The 16,995-nt window shown below is 55.8% G+C and carries 18 protein-coding genes and 1 tRNA gene; 7 read left to right on the forward strand and 12 right to left on the reverse strand.

Features of this window, described 5'->3' with window-relative positions; translation table 11 throughout:
* Nucleotides 1–36: 36 nt before the first annotated feature.
* The 4 genes from ACM6IT_RS25155 (at nucleotide 37) to ACM6IT_RS25170 (ending at nucleotide 5,328) form a co-directional block, all read left to right on the forward strand.
* Nucleotides 37–951 carry a LysR family transcriptional regulator gene (locus ACM6IT_RS25155; RefSeq protein ID WP_414918923.1) on the forward strand — a complete coding sequence of 305 codons (915 nt, stop codon included), beginning with the start codon at nucleotides 37–39 and terminating at the stop codon, nucleotides 949–951.
* 560 nt (nucleotides 952–1,511) lie between these two features.
* Nucleotides 1,512–2,660: a purine phosphorylase gene (locus tag ACM6IT_RS25160; RefSeq protein ID WP_414918965.1), complete on the forward strand. Its 1,149-nt coding sequence runs from the start codon at nucleotides 1,512–1,514 to the stop codon at nucleotides 2,658–2,660.
* A 137-nt stretch (nucleotides 2,661–2,797) separates the two neighbouring features.
* On the forward strand, nucleotides 2,798–4,573 hold the full coding sequence (locus ACM6IT_RS25165; RefSeq protein WP_414918924.1) for an SIR2 family protein: 1,776 nt from the start codon (nucleotides 2,798–2,800) through the stop codon (nucleotides 4,571–4,573).
* A 380-nt stretch (nucleotides 4,574–4,953) separates the two neighbouring features.
* Nucleotides 4,954–5,328, forward strand: coding sequence for a hypothetical protein (locus ACM6IT_RS25170; protein ID WP_401126160.1), 375 nt, complete (start codon nucleotides 4,954–4,956; stop codon nucleotides 5,326–5,328).
* 734 nt (nucleotides 5,329–6,062) lie between these two features.
* On the opposite strand, the gene ACM6IT_RS25175 is transcribed toward ACM6IT_RS25170, so the two are convergent.
* From ACM6IT_RS25175 to thrS, 9 genes are all read right to left on the reverse strand, one after another.
* Nucleotides 6,063–6,139 (reverse strand) — tRNA-Pro (locus ACM6IT_RS25175).
* Nucleotides 6,140–6,228: 89 nt separating this feature from the next.
* On the reverse strand, nucleotides 6,229–6,585 hold the full coding sequence (locus ACM6IT_RS25180; protein ID WP_003179985.1) for a MerR family transcriptional regulator: 357 nt from the start codon (nucleotides 6,583–6,585) through the stop codon (nucleotides 6,229–6,231).
* A complete protein-coding gene (gene ihfA / locus ACM6IT_RS25185) occupies nucleotides 6,566–6,868 on the reverse strand; it encodes an integration host factor subunit alpha (RefSeq protein ID WP_002553164.1) in 303 nt (100 codons plus the stop codon). The genes ACM6IT_RS25180 and ihfA overlap by 20 nt, the downstream gene beginning before the upstream one ends.
* Nucleotides 6,869–6,871: 3 nt before the next feature.
* Nucleotides 6,872–9,250 (reverse strand): phenylalanine--tRNA ligase subunit beta, encoded by a 2,379-nt coding sequence (gene pheT, locus ACM6IT_RS25190; RefSeq protein WP_414914766.1) that lies wholly within the window; start codon nucleotides 9,248–9,250, stop codon nucleotides 6,872–6,874.
* Between the two features lie 26 nt (nucleotides 9,251–9,276).
* Nucleotides 9,277–10,293: a phenylalanine--tRNA ligase subunit alpha gene (gene pheS / locus ACM6IT_RS25195; RefSeq protein ID WP_007975711.1), complete on the reverse strand. Its 1,017-nt coding sequence runs from the start codon at nucleotides 10,291–10,293 to the stop codon at nucleotides 9,277–9,279.
* Nucleotides 10,294–10,402: 109 nt separating this feature from the next.
* Nucleotides 10,403–10,759 carry a 50S ribosomal protein L20 gene (gene rplT / locus ACM6IT_RS25200; protein WP_007905879.1) on the reverse strand — a complete coding sequence of 119 codons (357 nt, stop codon included), beginning with the start codon at nucleotides 10,757–10,759 and terminating at the stop codon, nucleotides 10,403–10,405.
* Between the two features lie 28 nt (nucleotides 10,760–10,787).
* The gene (gene rpmI / locus ACM6IT_RS25205) at nucleotides 10,788–10,982 is read right to left on the reverse strand and encodes a 50S ribosomal protein L35 (protein WP_002553160.1); all 195 of its coding nucleotides are present in this window, start codon (nucleotides 10,980–10,982) and stop codon (nucleotides 10,788–10,790) included.
* Nucleotides 10,983–11,042: 60 nt separating this feature from the next.
* A complete protein-coding gene (infC, locus tag ACM6IT_RS25210) occupies nucleotides 11,043–11,594 on the reverse strand; it encodes a translation initiation factor IF-3 (RefSeq protein ID WP_172435341.1) in 552 nt (183 codons plus the stop codon).
* Nucleotides 11,594–13,516, reverse strand: a complete 1,923-nt coding sequence (thrS, locus tag ACM6IT_RS25215) for a threonine--tRNA ligase (RefSeq protein ID WP_414918925.1) — start codon at nucleotides 13,514–13,516, stop codon at nucleotides 11,594–11,596. Before thrS ends, infC begins: the two co-directional genes overlap by 1 nt.
* A gap of 374 nt (nucleotides 13,517–13,890) precedes the next feature.
* Between thrS and ACM6IT_RS25220 the strand changes: the two genes are divergently transcribed.
* Both ACM6IT_RS25220 and ACM6IT_RS25225 read left to right on the forward strand, forming a co-directional pair.
* The gene (locus tag ACM6IT_RS25220; protein ID WP_056722250.1) at nucleotides 13,891–14,193 is read left to right on the forward strand and encodes a hypothetical protein; all 303 of its coding nucleotides are present in this window, start codon (nucleotides 13,891–13,893) and stop codon (nucleotides 14,191–14,193) included.
* Nucleotides 14,194–14,484: 291 nt separating this feature from the next.
* On the forward strand, nucleotides 14,485–14,697 hold the full coding sequence (locus tag ACM6IT_RS25225; protein WP_003179963.1) for a cold-shock protein: 213 nt from the start codon (nucleotides 14,485–14,487) through the stop codon (nucleotides 14,695–14,697).
* Between the two features lie 70 nt (nucleotides 14,698–14,767).
* Here ACM6IT_RS25225 and ACM6IT_RS25230 read toward each other — a convergent pair whose 3' ends face one another.
* Complete coding sequence (locus ACM6IT_RS25230; protein WP_414914765.1) at nucleotides 14,768–15,088, reverse strand: I78 family peptidase inhibitor; 321 nt, start codon at nucleotides 15,086–15,088, stop codon at nucleotides 14,768–14,770.
* Between the two features lie 159 nt (nucleotides 15,089–15,247).
* Nucleotides 15,248–15,553, reverse strand: a complete 306-nt coding sequence (locus ACM6IT_RS25235) for a hypothetical protein (protein WP_223541001.1) — start codon at nucleotides 15,551–15,553, stop codon at nucleotides 15,248–15,250.
* Nucleotides 15,554–15,685: 132 nt separating this feature from the next.
* Here ACM6IT_RS25235 and ACM6IT_RS25240 point away from each other — a divergent pair, with 132 nt between their 5' ends.
* Nucleotides 15,686–15,877, forward strand: a complete 192-nt coding sequence (locus ACM6IT_RS25240) for a hypothetical protein (protein WP_046041585.1) — start codon at nucleotides 15,686–15,688, stop codon at nucleotides 15,875–15,877.
* A gap of 54 nt (nucleotides 15,878–15,931) precedes the next feature.
* Here ACM6IT_RS25240 and ACM6IT_RS25245 read toward each other — a convergent pair whose 3' ends face one another.
* Nucleotides 15,932–16,909 (reverse strand): nucleoside hydrolase, encoded by a 978-nt coding sequence (locus ACM6IT_RS25245; RefSeq protein ID WP_236709736.1) that lies wholly within the window; start codon nucleotides 16,907–16,909, stop codon nucleotides 15,932–15,934.
* Nucleotides 16,910–16,995: the final 86 nt, after the last annotated feature.

Below are 16,995 nucleotides of genomic sequence, written 5' to 3' on the forward strand. Positions count from 1 at the left end.
CATGTATGCGCATAGATCATGGAGCTAATACACAACATGCATACCATTCATGGCAAGAAATTCGATCTAAACCTGCTGATCGCATTCGACGCGCTTCTGCGAGAACGCAATGTATCTAGAGCAGCAGAGCATCTTGGCTTGACGCAGAGCGCTATGAGCCACGCACTACGACGTCTACGGGAGTTCTATGAAGACCCCCTCTTCGTCCGTATTGGCGATGCAATGAAACCGACGCCGTTCGCGGAGGAGATGGGGGATTCAGTTCTGGAGATCGTTTCTGCCGTACAACACAAGCTGTTGGCACAGGCCAGTTTCGACCCTATGACGTCCACCAGGGTCTTCAGCCTTTGTATGACAGATATGGGTGAGTTGGTCTTTTTGCCAAGGCTGATTGCAGAACTTCAGAAAGTGGCCCCTAATTGCCGAATTCGAACGTCTCAACTGCCCAGCGAGCATATTGCCAATTCACTGGAGAAAGGTGATACAGACCTTGCTATAGGGTCCCACTACATCCAGAACCCTAACCTTTTTCAACAAGAGCTGTTCGTGCACTCTTTTTGCACTATTATCAGCTGCGCCTATCCGGTCGATGAACTGAGCCTTGAAGAATTTCTGGGCATGAAACATGTTTCAGTTGTGCTATCAGACAGCAGCAGCCGCTACGACCAATTCATCGATGAGCTGGGGTATCGAAGAGAAATTTACCTTACAACTCCACATTTCATAACTGTCCCGATGATACTGGAGAAAAACCCAAGCTTAATCTCGACCGTGCCCAGTGAGCTGGGGCAGACTTTTCTGCGCTACAACGCGGTCAAGGTGATAAAAACGCCGATCAATTCCCCCAGCTTATACCTACGACAGTATTGGCACCCGCGCTATCATCATGACCCCGGAAATATATGGCTGCGCCAGTTGGTAAAGCGTCTTTTCGACCGTTACATGAGCTAAGGGGCCTGATTTTTTGTACTGTTGATCGCAACACTTGATTATCGACAAGCCGACAAGATAAATCATTGCGACACGAGGGCTTTACCTCAGTCACCAAATCGCTCATTACAGGTGACATGCTTCGGAGCGCTCTAAAATCGCCTTAAATGAAACTTTACCCTTTCGAAATTAGGGTAAACGTTGGTGGAACTTCATCATCGGTAATGCGGCACCCATCTGCGCCCGCCAAAAATACCAGGCTATGGTGTTGAATTATGAGTACAAGCACTCAGTACGCTTAGGTCAAACCTTTACCATGAGTATCGTGCATAGTTTGTATTTATCAAATCATCTTGGCACGTTGACAATCCTGCTCTATTGTCCTTTTTTCAATACATCATTTATTCAGCTTTTTTATACTCCAAACAGATCCGTTCGAAAGCTGTTGCCAAATGGTGTGAGATTACAAAAAATGCAGCAGCAGATCATCGTAGCGATCTTAATCTAGGAACTCCGAAATTGACCAGTATGAAAAAACACTAATTAATGATCCAAAAAAGAAAATCATCAAAAGTCGCCAAATAGGCACCTTAGCCGACGCGCAGCTGGATCTGGCGACAGCCATGATTGCCATCAGTGGAGGCAAAGGCGTTCTCGACCGTGCCCAACGCGCGCTCAAGCTTAAGCTTCCAGTTTTTCCTTTTGACATTGATGTCGGGGCATTCTGCGATGATGGCCCGGGTGCCCCCCTGCTCCACCGGCAGTTCACCCAAAATCCAGCCGCCTACCTGCCTCATACCGGGGAGAGCGTTCGTCGCAAGATGCTTGGGCTATCAGCTCAACATACCCTGGGTGACCTACAGCCACTGGCCGACAAAACCATTCAACTCTTCGTTGATGAATTTGCGGCGAAGGACGCGGCAGCGTCCCCGGATGTCCTGGTGCTGACCGCGTTGCCTATCGAACTGGCCGCAGCTAAGCATGCCCTTGGCATCGATGAAGACGATTACGGTTTTCAGAGCGAGCACGGCATCCATGTCTGGCGAGTCAAGGTTGAAGGCCGGAACGGCCCTCTCACCTGTGTTGTAGCGTCGTTCAACGGTGCCGGAAATACCCAGGCATCAGCAGTGACATCAATGCTCATTTCCGAATTCCGACCCCATGCGGTGTTCATGATGGGCATCGCTGCCGGGATGCGATCGAAGTTGAAGCTCGGCGATGTGATCTTGTCCGAGCGCGTAGTTGCTTATGAAGGTGCTGCCGCGCTTTCGGGCGGTGTCATGGTTGCGAGGCCAGACATGTCCAAGCCCGAGTTCAGAACCCAACAAGACATGGGGGCTTACCTTGCCCGCGGTTCCCGCTTAGCACGCCTAGCACGACACGCTGAGTCCGTGGGACTGGTGTTCCCGCCTTCATCAGCCGCCGGCGAAGTGTCAACGGCCCTGAACCCAACACTCACCACGATTGCGGCAGGCGAAAAGCTCGTACGCGATGAGCAGCTCTTCAAGAAAATGCAGGAGCTGCATGGCAAGGTGTGTGTCGCTGAGATGGAGGCCCACGGTGTATTTGAAGCCTGCTCTAGACATGAAGTCCCCGCCCTGGTGATTCGAGGGATCAGTGACCATGGCGACCACCTCAAGGACGATGCACTTCATTATGTGGCATCGATGGCCGCGGCAGTCGTGACTGCTGACTACATCGCTCATGGGCTTATCTTGCACCGCAAATAGGTCGATTTGCGATTGGCTGGAGATGCAGCAAGTCGTCACCAGCCACCGTCGCTGCCACCGACCGACACAGATCTGATCTTAGATAAGTCGATGTTCGTGCAGAAACCTCACCTCCCCGCTGAAATTTAGGAATGTGCATGACCGCTGCCATCAGTGATTCAACAGCCCAAATCGCGTTTTCAATGTTTGAGAACAAAGGCGTCTACGCAGTGCTTCTTGGCTCGGGCGTATCACGCTCGGCGGGCATACCGACTGGCTGGGAAATCACCATGGAGCTGGTGAAACGATGGGGCATAGCGTCTGGTGCCGGCGAACAGGAAGATTGGCTCGCGTGGTACGTAGGTCAAACAGGAGAGCAGCCCAATTACTCCACGTTGCTCGAACGCCTGGCGACAACCCAGACTGAACGGCGAGCGATCATTCAAGGCTTTCTGGAACCTAGCGAAGACGAGTTAGAGGATGGCCTTAAACTGCCCACCCCCGCACATCGAGCGATCGCTGCGATGGTCAAAGCGGGTCATGCACGCGTGATCATCACGACGAACTTCGACCGACTCATGGAAAATGCGCTGCGCGATGTCGGCGTTGAGCCAACTGTCGTCAGCTCAGAAGACACCCTCGCAGGAGCGGAGCCACTCACTCATGCGTCCTGCTACATCCTGAAGATCCATGGTGATTACAAGGATGCCAGGATCCTCAATACCGATGGGGAGCTGGGCAAGTACCCGCCAGCGTTCAATACGTTGCTTGACCGCATCATCGATGAGTTTGGGCTGATCGTCGCGGGCTGGTCAGGTGAGTGGGATCATGCGCTGAGGGCGGCGTTTTTGAGGGCGCCCTCCCGTCGCTACCCGACCTACTGGCTTTCGCGAGGAAAATTGAGCGAGCGTGGCCAAGAGCTCATCACTCAGCGGCGCGCCAACGTCGTGACGGGCCTGGATGCCGACACCTTCTTCGATGGGCTGAACCTCAAACTGGAAACCATCCAGCAATCCCGCCTGCAGAACCCTGCCGGCATCGAGCTGACTCTCGCTATGGCCAAACGCTTTATGGCCAGACCCGAACACAGGATTCAGCTCGAAGATTTAGTGACCAGCCAGGCTCATCAAGCGATCAGCCATCTGGCTCCTCTCTTCGCAGAACGACCTCAGGGCAGCACGTCCAAGGATTTTACCGACCTGGTTGAGATCTACGAAGCGGCCATCGAGCCCCTAGCACGCCTTTGTGCAGTGTTAGGGCGATGGGGTGCAGGTGTTGAGCATACGATCGTTTTGGATGCGATCAAGGGCCTGCACGCTGCGTCTCAGGTCGAGCAGTCAGGGTGGGTAGCTGGACTTGCATTGAAGAGTTACCCGATAGCACTTGTTACCTATGCGTATGGCATGGGACTTGTGCGGGCCAACCGCCTGAGCGAGCTAAACGAGCTGTTTAACACGACACTTATCAACCGGCGCGAAATGCCTTTCCCTGTGGGACTTGATCTATCACCGTTCTACGTTGAGGGAGCCAATGGCCTGTTTGAATTATGGAAGAGCTTCGAAGACCAAAGTAGAGCTCTTACCCCATTGTGCAACCGACTCCATGACCGTCTTACGCCTCGGTGGGCGCCTGACTTCGCAGGTCTGCAGGATCACGGGCTGCTCTACGAACGGTTTGAGTTTTTCAGTTTCCTGTTCTTCTGCGAGCAACGCGGAGTCAGTGAAGAATCGCTCGCGGATGCGGTGAAAAACCACGGTTTCAAAAAAATCGCATTGGGCCGGCTTTCCTGGCATTCAGAGACCATCAACCGCTTCGCTCACGAATATGCGACCGAAGAGTACAGGGCCCCGCTGCTGGCAGCAGGGTTCGCACTTGGGTCGCAAAGCTACCTGGAGCAAATGCTTGAAGGACTGAAGCGGCTGTCCAGGTACTGACGCCTCACGCATTCCAATTAATGCAAATACGATTCAAATGGGGTACATGCGTTTGCTGGTGAAAACCCAGGACAAGTTTGGATTCTGGCAGCGGGCATCGAGGGAGGTGATTTATGCGTTCTTCATCGGGTCACTGCCACTCCTGGCCACCACCTCACAAGAAGAGGTGAGCGTTTTGGTGACCGCGCTACTGACCGCACCCGAGCTCATGGCTTACTACGTGTACCTGCTCATAGCATTCGCTATCGTCAGCATCTTCACGCTTAGGGTGACGTTTCAATCCTTTCACCTCATTGGAAGGTCGCGGGAAGTGCACACGTTCTTCATCAACGTAGGAGGTAGCTTGCTGACTGCCTGTAGGGCTGCGTTGGGGGCTGACCATGGAAGTAGTCCTGCTCGCCCACATCACATTTAACCGAATAGGCTCGGCCAGTGGCGGAGGCTTTCAAAGCCAACGCCAGGTCAAGTTTTCCGCTGAGCTACCAGACACCGACCAATCGGCCTTAAGGGAATTGGTGATCGAGATCGCCGAGACAAATGGTGAAGCGGCGGGAGCCTTGAGAGAATTGAGGTACGAGCGAAGCTACGGAGGGGAATTGGTACTCAACATCCAAGGCCCGAGCACCTCATACGGCACCGCTTATGCCCAATGTCGCATCATCCATGCGCTGAAAGCCAAAGGGCAGTACTTCGAGCTTCAGGCGGTAGAAGACAGAGACGTCACACCATATGCCTCATCTTGGCGGGCTAAGTAGTTCGCATATCGACTCATCGAACCACCAAGGTTTTGCCGGATTCAGGTTGGTCATCCAGTATACGGAGGCGCACTGAATACCAGCCACGGCCGCCGAAGTCCGCGTCATAAATCACCATTCGCGATCGCTCGCACACTCCGTGCGAATGGGGGCAAAACCGGGGGCATAATTCAATTTTTTCAGGCTGTAACTGCCGTCCTAGAGCCCAGTCAAAATGTTCTTTGGAGAGGACGACCTTGACTGTATTTACAGGCTTCGGGTTCACCACGCTTTGCGGCGCGGCTCAGCGTCAACCGCAACCACCCAAGCACGGCATCGATAGCTTTAACAATCAGGTTACTGCGCTGATCGGCCCTATGTCTCCATCACCAGGAAGTTCATAACACCCATCGACACGAACCTCCGCCGCTGGAATCATGTGATATTCGATGACTCTACCGAAGTCTGAGCGAATGCCCGGATCACTTCACCAGCAACAGAGAGCTCCGCGTTACCTACAGCCATCGCCCGAAGCTTGCCTCGCGGACTGTCCAGATCGGCAACTCATTAACGAACGTCTTCGCTTCTTCAGGTTCTTGCACCGGTAGGGGCTGTCCGGGGGACACAAGACTCGAACGCCTCTCAGATGGCATAGCTACCGAGATCCAAGATATCCGTGGGAGTAAATGTGGGAGTATTTTTTCAGATATGAAAAAGCCCAACCGGTGAAGATTGGGCTAAGTCATTGAAAGATATGGTCGGGACGGAGTGATTCGAACACTCGACCCCTAGCACCCCATGCTAGTGCGCTACCGGACTGCGCTACGCCCCGACTAGGCGTGAAACTCGTCCCTCACCTCGAGGAACGCTCAAGAATATATCGCAAGCTTTTGAAAACTGGAAGTATTTAAAAGCGAGAATTTATTTCTTGAGCACCACCAGAACATCTTCGAGCTCGGCGATCATCTGGCGGATCATTTGCTTGTATTGGGTGGTGTCGTCTTTGGCTTCATCACCGGACAAACGCAAGCGCGCTCCGCCGATGGTGAACCCCTGATCGTAAAGAAGCGCGCGGATCTGCCGGATCATCAGCACGTCCTGGCGCTGATAATACCGGCGGTTTCCGCGGCGTTTGACAGGATTGAGTTGAGGAAACTCCTGCTCCCAGTAGCGCAGCACGTGCGGTTTGACCGCACACAGCTCGCTGACTTCACCAATGGTGAAGTAGCGTTTGCCCGGGATGACGGGGAGTTCGTCGTTATGACTTGGTTCCAGCATAAGCCTCAACTCGGGCCTTCAACTTCTGCCCTGGACGAAAGGTGACCACACGGCGAGCCGTGATCGGGATTTCTTCCCCCGTTTTCGGATTGCGGCCAGGCCGCTGGCGTTTGTCCCGAAGGTCGAAATTGCCGAAACCGGACAATTTGACTTGTTCGTTGTCTTCGAGAGCGTGCCTGATTTCTTCAAAAAACAGTTCGACCAATTCCTTGGCCTCCCGTTTGTTCAGGCCCAGCTCTTCATACAGACGTTCCGCCATCTCAGCTTTCGTCAGAGCCCCCATACGTCACTTCCTTAACGTGGCGTTCAACCTTTGTTCGAGCGAGGTGAGGATGTTTTGCGTTGCGGTATTCACCTCATCGTCATTAAGAGTGCGCGATGGATGCTGCCAGGTCAAGCCGACTGCAAGGCTTTTTCTATCAGGATCAATGCCTTTACCCTGATACACGTCAAATAGCCTGAGGTCTGTCAGCCATTCGCCTGCATTTTCACGGATTACGTCCAGTACAGCCGTGGCTGCAACGTCTTTGTGCGCAATCAGTGCAAGGTCACGACGCACTTCAGGAAAGCGCGATAACTCGTGGAATTTAGGCATTTTGCCCGACGCCACTTCCGCCAGAACCAGCTCGAAGACGAAGACTGGACGGTCGAGACCGAGGGTTTTCGACAATTCAGGGTGGATCGCGCCAATGAAGCCGACCAGACGACCGTCACGCTCGATGCGCGCGGTTTGACCCGGGTGCAGCGCCGGGTGCTTGCCCGGTACGAAAGTGAACGCATCCAGGGCACCCGCGAAGCCCAGCACCGCTTCCACGTCAGCCTTGACGTCGAAGAAGTCGACGGTATCGCGACCTTGCGCCCAGCCTTCCGGCAGACGACTACCGCAAACAACGCCTGCCAACATCGGCTCTTGCTTCAAACCTTCAAGCTGACCAACGAAACGCAGGCCGCTTTCGAACAGACGCACGCGATCCTGCTGACGGTTCAGGTTGTGCTGAAGCGCCTTGACCAGGCCCGGCCACAGCGACGAACGCATGGCGGCCATGTCATTGGAGATCGGGTTCGCCAGCAGCAACGGCTCCACACCCGGATTAAACAGTTCGAACTGTTTCGGATCGATGAAGCTGTAGGTAATTGCTTCCTGATACCCACGGGCAACCAGCAGTCGGCGCAGTTCAGGCAGGTCGCTACGGGCTTCTGCCTTGGCTTGCGGCGCCAGACGCGCTTGCGGGTAACGAACCGGCAAACGGTTGTAGCCGTACAGGCGTGCCAGTTCTTCAATCAGGTCGACTTCCAGGCTGATATCGAAGCGATGGCTTGGCACTTCTACACGCCACTGCCCTGCCCCGTCGGCAGTAATGGTCAGGCCCAAGGCATTGAGCAGACGCTCCACTTCAGCCGAGTCCATTTCCATACCCAGCATCTGGGCAATGCGCTGGGCACGCAGGGTGATCGGAGCAATTTTCGGCAGGTGCTGTTCGCTGACGGTCTCGATGATCGGACCCGCTTCACCACCGGTGATATCGAGCAGCAAGCCGGTCGCGCGCTCCATGGCTTCGCGGGCCAGCTGCCAGTCAACGCCGCGCTCATAGCGATGGGATGCGTCAGTGTGCAGGCCATAGGAACGGGCCTTGCCTGCTACGGCGATCTGGTCGAAGAAAGCGCTTTCCAGGAACACATCGCGGGTGGTCGCGGAGACACCGCTGTGCTCGCCACCCATGACACCGGCGATTGCCAGTGCGCGGGAGTGGTCGGCAATCACCAGCGTATCGCTACGCAGGCTGACTTCCTGACCGTCGAGCAGTACCAGCTTCTCGCCCTCTTCGGCCATGCGCACACGGATGCCACCGTTGATTTCGGCGAGATCGAAAGCGTGCAGCGGCTGACCCAGTTCCAGCATCACGTAGTTGGTAATGTCGACGGCAGCGTCGATGCTGCGCACATCTGCACGACGCAGGCGCTCAACCATCCACAGCGGCGTAGGCCTGGACAGGTCGACATTACGAATCACACGACCGAGGTAGCGCGGGCACGCGGCGGGCGCCAGCACTTCTACCGAACGCACTTCGTCGTGGGCGGCCGGAACCGAAGCCACTACCGGACGAACCACCGCAGCGGCGTACAGTGCACCCACTTCACGGGCCAGACCGGCCAGGGACAGGCAGTCGCCACGGTTCGGGGTCAGGTCGACCTCGATGCTGGCGTCTTCCAGGTCCAGATAAACGCGGAAATCCTCGCCCACCGGCGCATCGGCCGGCAGCTCCATCAAGCCGTCATTGCCTTCACCGACCTGCAGCTCGGATTGCGAGCACAGCATGCCGTTGGACTCAACGCCACGCAGCTTGGCCTTCTTGATCTTGAAGTCGCCCGGCAGCTCGGCGCCGATCATGGCGAAAGGAATCTTCAGGCCCGGGCGCACATTTGGCGCACCGCAAACAACCTGGAAGGTTTCCGAACCGTTGCTGACCTGGCACACACGCAGCTTGTCGGCGTCCGGGTGCTGCTCGGTGCTCAGCACCTCGCCAACGACCACGCCACTGAAAACACCGGCGGCCGGCGTAACGCTATCGACCTCAAGACCGGCCATCGACAGACGAGCAACCAGCTCGTCGCGACTTACCTGCGGGCTAACCCAGCCACGCAGCCATTGTTCACTGAATTTCATCCTGCTCTCCTAAGAATTCGTTACGACTAGCGAAATTGCGCGAGGAACCGCAAGTCGTTGTCGAAGAACAGACGCAAGTCGTTCACGCCGTAACGCAGCATGGCCAGACGCTCAACGCCCATGCCGAAGGCAAAGCCCGAGAACTCTTCCGGGTCGATCCCGGACATGCGCAGCACGTTCGGGTGAACCATGCCGCAGCCCATCACTTCCAGCCAGCCGGTCTGCTTGCAGACGCGGCAGCCTTTACCGCTGCACATCACGCATTCCATGTCGACTTCAGCGGATGGCTCGGTGAACGGGAAGTACGAAGGACGGAAACGTACCGCCAGTTCCTTTTCGAAGAACACCCGCAGGAACTCTTCGATGGTGCCTTTGAGGTCGGCGAAATTGATGTCGCGATCGATCAGCAGGCCTTCGACCTGGTGGAACATCGGCGAGTGGGTGATATCGGAGTCGCTGCGGTATACACGGCCTGGGCAGACGATGCGGATCGGCGGCTGTTTCGACTCCATGGTGCGGACCTGTACCGGCGAGGTATGGGTGCGCAACAACATGTTCGCATTGAAATAGAAGGTGTCATGCATCGACCGGGCCGGGTGGTGGCCTGGGATGTTGAGCGCTTCGAAGTTGTGATAGTCGTCTTCGACCTCAGGGCCTTCGGCGATGCCGTAGCCAATACGGGTGAAGAACTGTTCGACGCGTTCCAGAGTGCGGGTAACCGGATGCAGACCACCGGAGGTCTGACCACGGCCAGGCAGGGTCACGTCAATGGACTCGGCAGAGAGTTTGGCAGCCAGATCGGCTTCTTCAAACAATGCCTTGCGCGCATTAAGGACCTCTGTGACACGCTCCTTGGCAACGTTGATCAGCGCACCGACCTGCGGACGCTCTTCTGCCGGCAAATTCCCCAGGGTCTTCATCACCTGAGTCAATTCACCCTTCTTGCCAAGGTAGTGAACCCGGATTTGCTCCAGGGCATTGATATCTTCAGCGCTTTGCACAGCCTCTAGAGCTTGAGAGACGAGCGCATCCAGGTTTTCCATGTACAGACTCCAGATACAAAATAGGGGAAGAGCTTGAAGGCTCTTCCCCTATTTATGACGTTTAACACCTGGCCCCACAGATGCGAGGCCGGGTGACTGTCGGGGGTACTTAAGCCAAGGTGGCTTTAGCTTTCTCGACAATCGCAGCAAACGCCGCTTTTTCGTTCACTGCCAGATCAGCCAGAACCTTACGGTCGATCTCGATGGACGCTTTTTTCAGGCCGGCGATGAAACGGCTGTAGGACAGACCGTTGATACGAGCACCAGCGTTGATACGAGCGATCCACAGAGCGCGGAACTGACGTTTTTTCTGACGACGGTCACGGTAGGCGTATTGGCCTGCCTTGATTACCGCTTGCTTGGCAACACGGAATACGCGGGAGCGTGCGCCGTAGTAGCCTTTAGCAAGTTTCAGAATTTTTTTGTGACGCTTACGGGCAATGACGCCACGCTTTACACGAGCCATGAGTTACTTCCTCTATTCTTGACTAAAATTAACGAAGGCGCAGCATGCGCTCGACTTTTGCCACGTCAGACGGATGCAGCAAGCTGCTACCGCGCAGTTGACGCTTACGCTTGGTCGACATTTTGGTCAGGATGTGGCTCTTGAAAGCGTGCTTGTGCTTGATACCGTTAGCAGTTTTCAGAAACCGCTTAGCAGCACCACTTTTGGTCTTCATTTTTGGCATGTTCGGATACTCCGCATTCAGTTGATAAACATAATCAGAAGGCCTGCCGTGCCCTGTTGATTACTTCTTCTTTTTCGGGGCGATGACCATGATCAGCTGGCGTCCTTCCATCTTAGGATGCTGTTCGACCGAACCGTACTCGAGCAAGTCACCTTCAACTCGCTTGAGGAGTTCCATCCCCAGCTCCTGGTGGGCCATCTCACGGCCGCGGAATCGCAAGGATACCTTGGCCCTGTCCCCATCACTCAGGAAACGTACCAGGTTGCGCAGTTTTACCTGGTAATCCCCTTCCTCCGTCCCTGGACGAAACTTGATTTCTTTAACCTGAATCTGCTTCTGGTTTTTCTTGGCCGCAGCAATCTGCTTCTTCTTTTCGAAGATCGACTTGCCGTAGTCCATCAGTTTGCAAACAGGGGGTACTGCATCGGCGGAAATTTCCACCAGATCCAGCTTGGCCTCTTCAGCCTTAAGAAGCGCGTCTTCAATTGACACAATCCCAAGCTGTTCACCTTCAGCCCCAATTAACCGAACCTCGCGTGCCGAGATATTCTCGTTGATCGGGGCTTTCGGTGCAGCTCGTTTATCTTGTCTCATTTCACGCTTAATAATAATTACTCCGAATCTGGGCGACCACGCCGGGAAACCGCTTGCGCGAGAAACTCAGCGAACTGGGCGACGGGCATCGAGCCCAGGTCAGCACCTTCACGAGTACGCACAGCGACAGTCTGCATCTCGACTTCCCGATCTCCGATAACCAAGAGATAAGGAACCTTGAGCAAAGTATGCTCGCGGATTTTAAAGCCGATCTTTTCATTTCTCAAGTCAGACTTGGCACGAAATCCGCTTTCGTTGAGGGTTTTTTCAACTTCAGCGGCAAAATCGGCCTGTTTATCAGTGATATTCATCACCACTGCCTGGGTCGGCGCCAGCCACGCAGGGAATGCACCCTCGTAGTGCTCGATCAGGATTCCGACGAAGCGTTCGAAGGACCCCAGGATCGCCCGGTGCAACATGACCGGGTGCTTGCGGCTGTTGTCTTCGGAGACGTATTCGGCTCCCAGACGGACAGGCAGGTTAAAATCGAGCTGCAGGGTACCACATTGCCAGACGCGACCGAGGCAATCTTTCAGCGAGAACTCGATCTTCGGACCGTAGAACGCACCCTCGCCCGGCTGCAGATCGTACGGCAGGCCCGCGCTATCAAGGGCTGCGGCCAGTGCAGCTTCGGCGCGATCCCAAAGTTCGTCGGAACCGACGCGTTTTTCCGGACGAGTGGACAGCTTCATTTCGACATCTTTAAAGCCGAAATCGGCGTAGACGTCCATGGTCAGCTTGATAAACGCAGCGGACTCGGCCTGCATCTGCTCTTCGGTGCAGAAGATGTGGGCGTCGTCCTGAGTGAACGCGCGCACGCGCATGATGCCGTGCAAGGCACCCGACGGCTCGTTGCGATGGCATGCACCAAATTCGGCCAGGCGCATCGGCAACTCGCGGTAGCTCTTCAGGCCCTGGTTGAACACCTGCACGTGGCAAGGGCAGTTCATTGGCTTGATCGCGTAGTCGCGGTTTTCCGACTGGGTGGTGAACATGTTGTCGGCGTAGTTGGCCCAGTGCCCGGATTTCTCCCACAGGCTGCGGTCAACGACTTGCGGCGTCTTGATTTCGAGGTAGCCGTTATCGCGCTGAACCTTGCGCATGTACTGCTCTAGCACCTGGTACAAAGTCCAGCCGTTCGGGTGCCAGAACACCATGCCCGGCGACTCTTCCTGGGTGTGGAACAGGCCCAGGCGCTTGCCGATCTTGCGGTGATCGCGCTTTTCGGCTTCTTCAATGCGCTGGATGTAAGCCGCCAGTTGCTTCTTGTCCGCCCATGCGGTGCCGTAGACGCGCTGCAATTGCTCGTTCTTGGCATCGCCGCGCCAGTAGGCGCCGGACAGCTTGGTCAGCTTGAAGGATTTAAGAAAGCGGGTGTTCGGCACGTGCGGACCGCGGCACATGTCGACGTATTCTTCGTGATAGTACAGGCCCATGGCCTGCTCGTTCGGCATGTCTTCGACCAGGCGCAACTTGTAGTCTTCGCCACGGGCCTTGAACACTTCGATCACTTCGGCGCGCGGAGTGACTTTCTTGATCACGTCGTAATCTTTCTCGATCAGCTGCTGCATGCGCTGTTCGATGGCCGCCAGGTCGTCCGGAGTGAAAGGACGCTCGAAGGCGATGTCGTAATAGAAACCATCATCGATGACCGGACCGATGACCATCCTGGCGCTCGGGTACAACTGCTTGACCGCGTGGCCAACCAGGTGGGCGCAAGAGTGGCGAATGATCTCCAGCCCCTCTTCATCCTTTGGCGTGATGATTTGCAGCGACGCATCGCTGTCGATGATGTCGCTGGCGTCGACCAGCTTGCCATCGACCTTGCCGGCAACGGTGGCCTTGGCCAGGCCTGCACCAATGGATGCGGCGACCTCGGCTACGGAAACCGGGTGATCGAATGAACGTTGACTGCCGTCGGGAAGAGTAATAGTTGGCATGGCGCCTCCTCTCCTAGTGGTGACCCCTACCAAAGGTCACGTGGGTTGGGATGAGCCAGTACAAGATCCGGTCCAGGCCATTCAATGACGAACGCCTGCCTTACAGCGGCAGGAGCCTTGCGGCCAACCGGAAAACCGAACCAGAGTGACTGGGATTCAAATCAGGGTTAATCGTGCATCTGCCGCTACCGGGACTGAAGGTCCGCCGGAGCCTGCAAACGCCCGAGCGAGGCATGCTAGCACAGATGAACGGTCGTCGATGCACACAGACTTTGTACGGGGGCAAATCGGGCATTTTTATGCCAGAGTGCTGAACTTGAACACCGCTTCGCCCCTCAGATAACACGTCATTGACCCACAAGGAGCATCCCAGCATGCGTCTGAACCGTTTGTTCGCCGTAGTTGCCCCCATCGTTCTGCTGCTGCCATTGGCCGCCCACGCCGATTGGCCAAAGGGTGAGCGCGAAAAATACATGGCGCAATGCGTCCCTGCAGCGGCACAAAAGATCGGTGATGCGAAGGCAAAAGCCGTCTGTGGTTGCGGCGCCGACCAGCTCAAATCCTATCCTGCCAAAGACCTTCAGGCATTGATGGACGGCAAGGCAAGTCAAGAACTGGCAAATCAGGCGATGCAGAAAATCGCCACTTGCAGGGTCGATACCGGGGCGAAGAAATAAGCGTCTGGCATTGATTTTTTCACCTGCACTGACCGAAAAAACAGACCGAATGTCACTTTGACTGAGATTTTTTGAAGGTTTTACAGCTTTTTTTTCGTCTTTTCTTTCGGCTGAAAGCCTTTTAAAACGGGGCCTCCAGCGATAGGAAGCACCAAAGACCGCTCGACAGCAAGGCAAACAGCTCGCCCGGGGGGCTCCCAAAGCGAACATTTCGACTATGATACCCGGGTGTGCCCAGTTGGCCTGAGCAGCACAGTACTACTGAAAATATATGTTTCTTGGAGATACACCATGTCTAATCGCCAAACCGGCACCGTTAAATGGTTCAACGATGAAAAAGGCTTCGGCTTCATCACTCCTCAAGGTGGCGGTGACGACCTGTTCGTACACTTCAAAGCTATCGAAAGCGACGGTTTCAAAAGCCTGAAAGAAGGCCAGACTGTTTCCTTCGTGGCTGAGAAAGGCCAAAAGGGTATGCAAGCTGCTCAAGTTCGCCCAGAGTAATTTCCAGGCGCACTAAAAAAACCCCGTCCATGTGACGGGGTTTTTTATGGCTGAAACAAAAGCCGAACGATCAGCCGCAGTTGACGCGCGTCACTACCCGGCTGGCATCGGTGTTCAGGTTCAGGCGATCGGAACGGTACTCCAGCGTCACCATATCGGTTGGCAGCAGGAACCGTGCACTTTGCGCCCCTGCGCGGGTACGCGCCTGCTCAAGCAACTGCGGCGATGCCTGTTTACCGACAGTGAACTCGGCAGCCTTTGCCTCACAGCGACTGTGACCCGTGTCAGTTGTCGCAACATCCGTTGTTGCCGACTCCGTAGAGGGAGTGCTGCAACCGGCCAGTGTGGCAACGGCCAACAAAGTACCCAATGACGCGAGCTTCCAAGGCATGAAGCCTCCTTATTCAATGATTAAGCTGAGATCGTGCGACAACCAGACTGGCGTTTGGTTTCACAGGGAGCACCCTGCCCATGATCCGGACGAGCCGCGATTCTGCCTGAGCGTCGCCCTGCCCTTAACCACTGAATCGTGACTGAATATGAACGACGCTCAATAGACGTCGATGTAGTCGTAAGGAGGATTGGGCCAGTTCTCTTTCAAGGCATTGAAGATTTGCATGACCCAGACTTCATCGCTGGCCGCGACCCGCCCGACATAACCTGAGCCCTTGGCCCAGGTTTCGAGCCGGAACGACAAGCCGTCGATATCGGTACCGCCCACGACACCCGAGGAGATGTAGGCGATGCCTCCCTTGGTGACCCGTAACTGGGTGTGCTCATCGTCACTGGCGCCGGCCAGCAACTGACGCACCGCCTCGAGGGTCAGGCCATCCGGGGAGTTCAAATCGATCTGCACAACGTGCTCCTTGAATATTCGACAAAGGCCAAGTGTCGCATAGCCCTCCTTTCATACCTAAGTCGGCGTGTCAAAAGCCCCGCAAAATGGTTAACTCGGCACTCAGACTTCCCCGACTTCACGAGCGCCATCATGACCACCGTAAGCATCGACGCTGACATCAAGGCCAAGTGGCAAGACGGCCACAGCTCCTACAGCCCAAGCAGCACGGAAGAGCTCGCCATTATCGGTATCGACCTTCTGGTCAGGGACCTTGGAACCGAAGCCGCCCAATCGTTCATCGAGCAGATTTTCGAGAAACACCTGTCGGACCAAAAGACCTGAGCGGTTAGCGCGAGGGAGTGAAACCCGCAGGCAAGCGCCTGCGGCAGATGATGCTTACTTCAGGCGGGCCAGGCGCTCGGTCAGCAGATCGAAGAAGCCCTGGGCATCGCCGCTTTCGACCCAGAAGGCATTCTTTGGCGCTTTCAAGCCGTCATACCAGTCGACGATGGTTTGTCCAAAGGTCGGTCCTTCGCGGCTGTCGATCACCACGTTGACCGAACGACCGCTGAACAATTGCGGCTTGAGCAGGTAAGCGACAACCGTGGCGTCATGCACCGGGCCGCCCGGAAGGCCATAGTGCTCCATGTCGCCCTTGATGTACTCATTGAGAATACTGCCCACCAGACGACTGGCGTTGTTGTTCAGCGCGGCAATCTGATTCAGGCGCGCTTCGCTGGTAAGGATCTTGTGGGTCACATCCAGCGGCAGGTAGGTCAGCTTCACACCACTGTTGAGCACCACTTCGGCCGCTTGCGGATCGGCGAACAGGTTGAACTCGGCCACCGGCGTGATGTTGCCGCCGTTGAAATGCGCGCCGCCCATGACCACCACTTCCTTGATGCCCTGAACGATACCCGGCTCCTGGATCAACGCCAGGGCCAGGTTGGTCTGCGGGCCAAGCATGGCGATGGTAATGCTGTGAGGCTCGGCAGATTTAAGGGTATCGATCAGATAAGGGATGGCACTGCCCTTGGCCAGGCCTTTGCCGGGCTCATACACGGCAATGCCCGACAACCCTTCCTTGCCATGAATATCCTCGGCATAGATGGGTGTGCGCACCAGGGGTTTCGGCGCCCCCGCATAGACCGGAACCTCTTCGCGCCCCGCCCACTCGCGGGCCAGTCGAGCATTGCGCGAGGTCTTGTCCAGGCGAACGTTGCCGGCAACGGTGGTCAATGCCCGGACATTCAGCTCTTGCGGCGATGCCAGGGCGAACAACAGGGCAACGACGTCGTCAGCCCCCGGATCGGTGTCGATGATCAGGTCGATCTTTGGGGCCGCGTGGGCGTTGGTTGCGGTCTTCAAGGTCAAAAGCAGCAGGCTCCGGAGCAGTGGGTGCAGTTTCTGAGCATAGCGATACGGGGCGCACGCCTTGTGCCAGGGACATCAAAACGCGG

Origin of the sequence: Pseudomonas sp. IT-P4, from assembly GCF_949767755.1 — a bacterium.
Taxonomy (GTDB): Bacteria; Pseudomonadota; Gammaproteobacteria; order Pseudomonadales; family Pseudomonadaceae; genus Aquipseudomonas; species Aquipseudomonas monachiensis.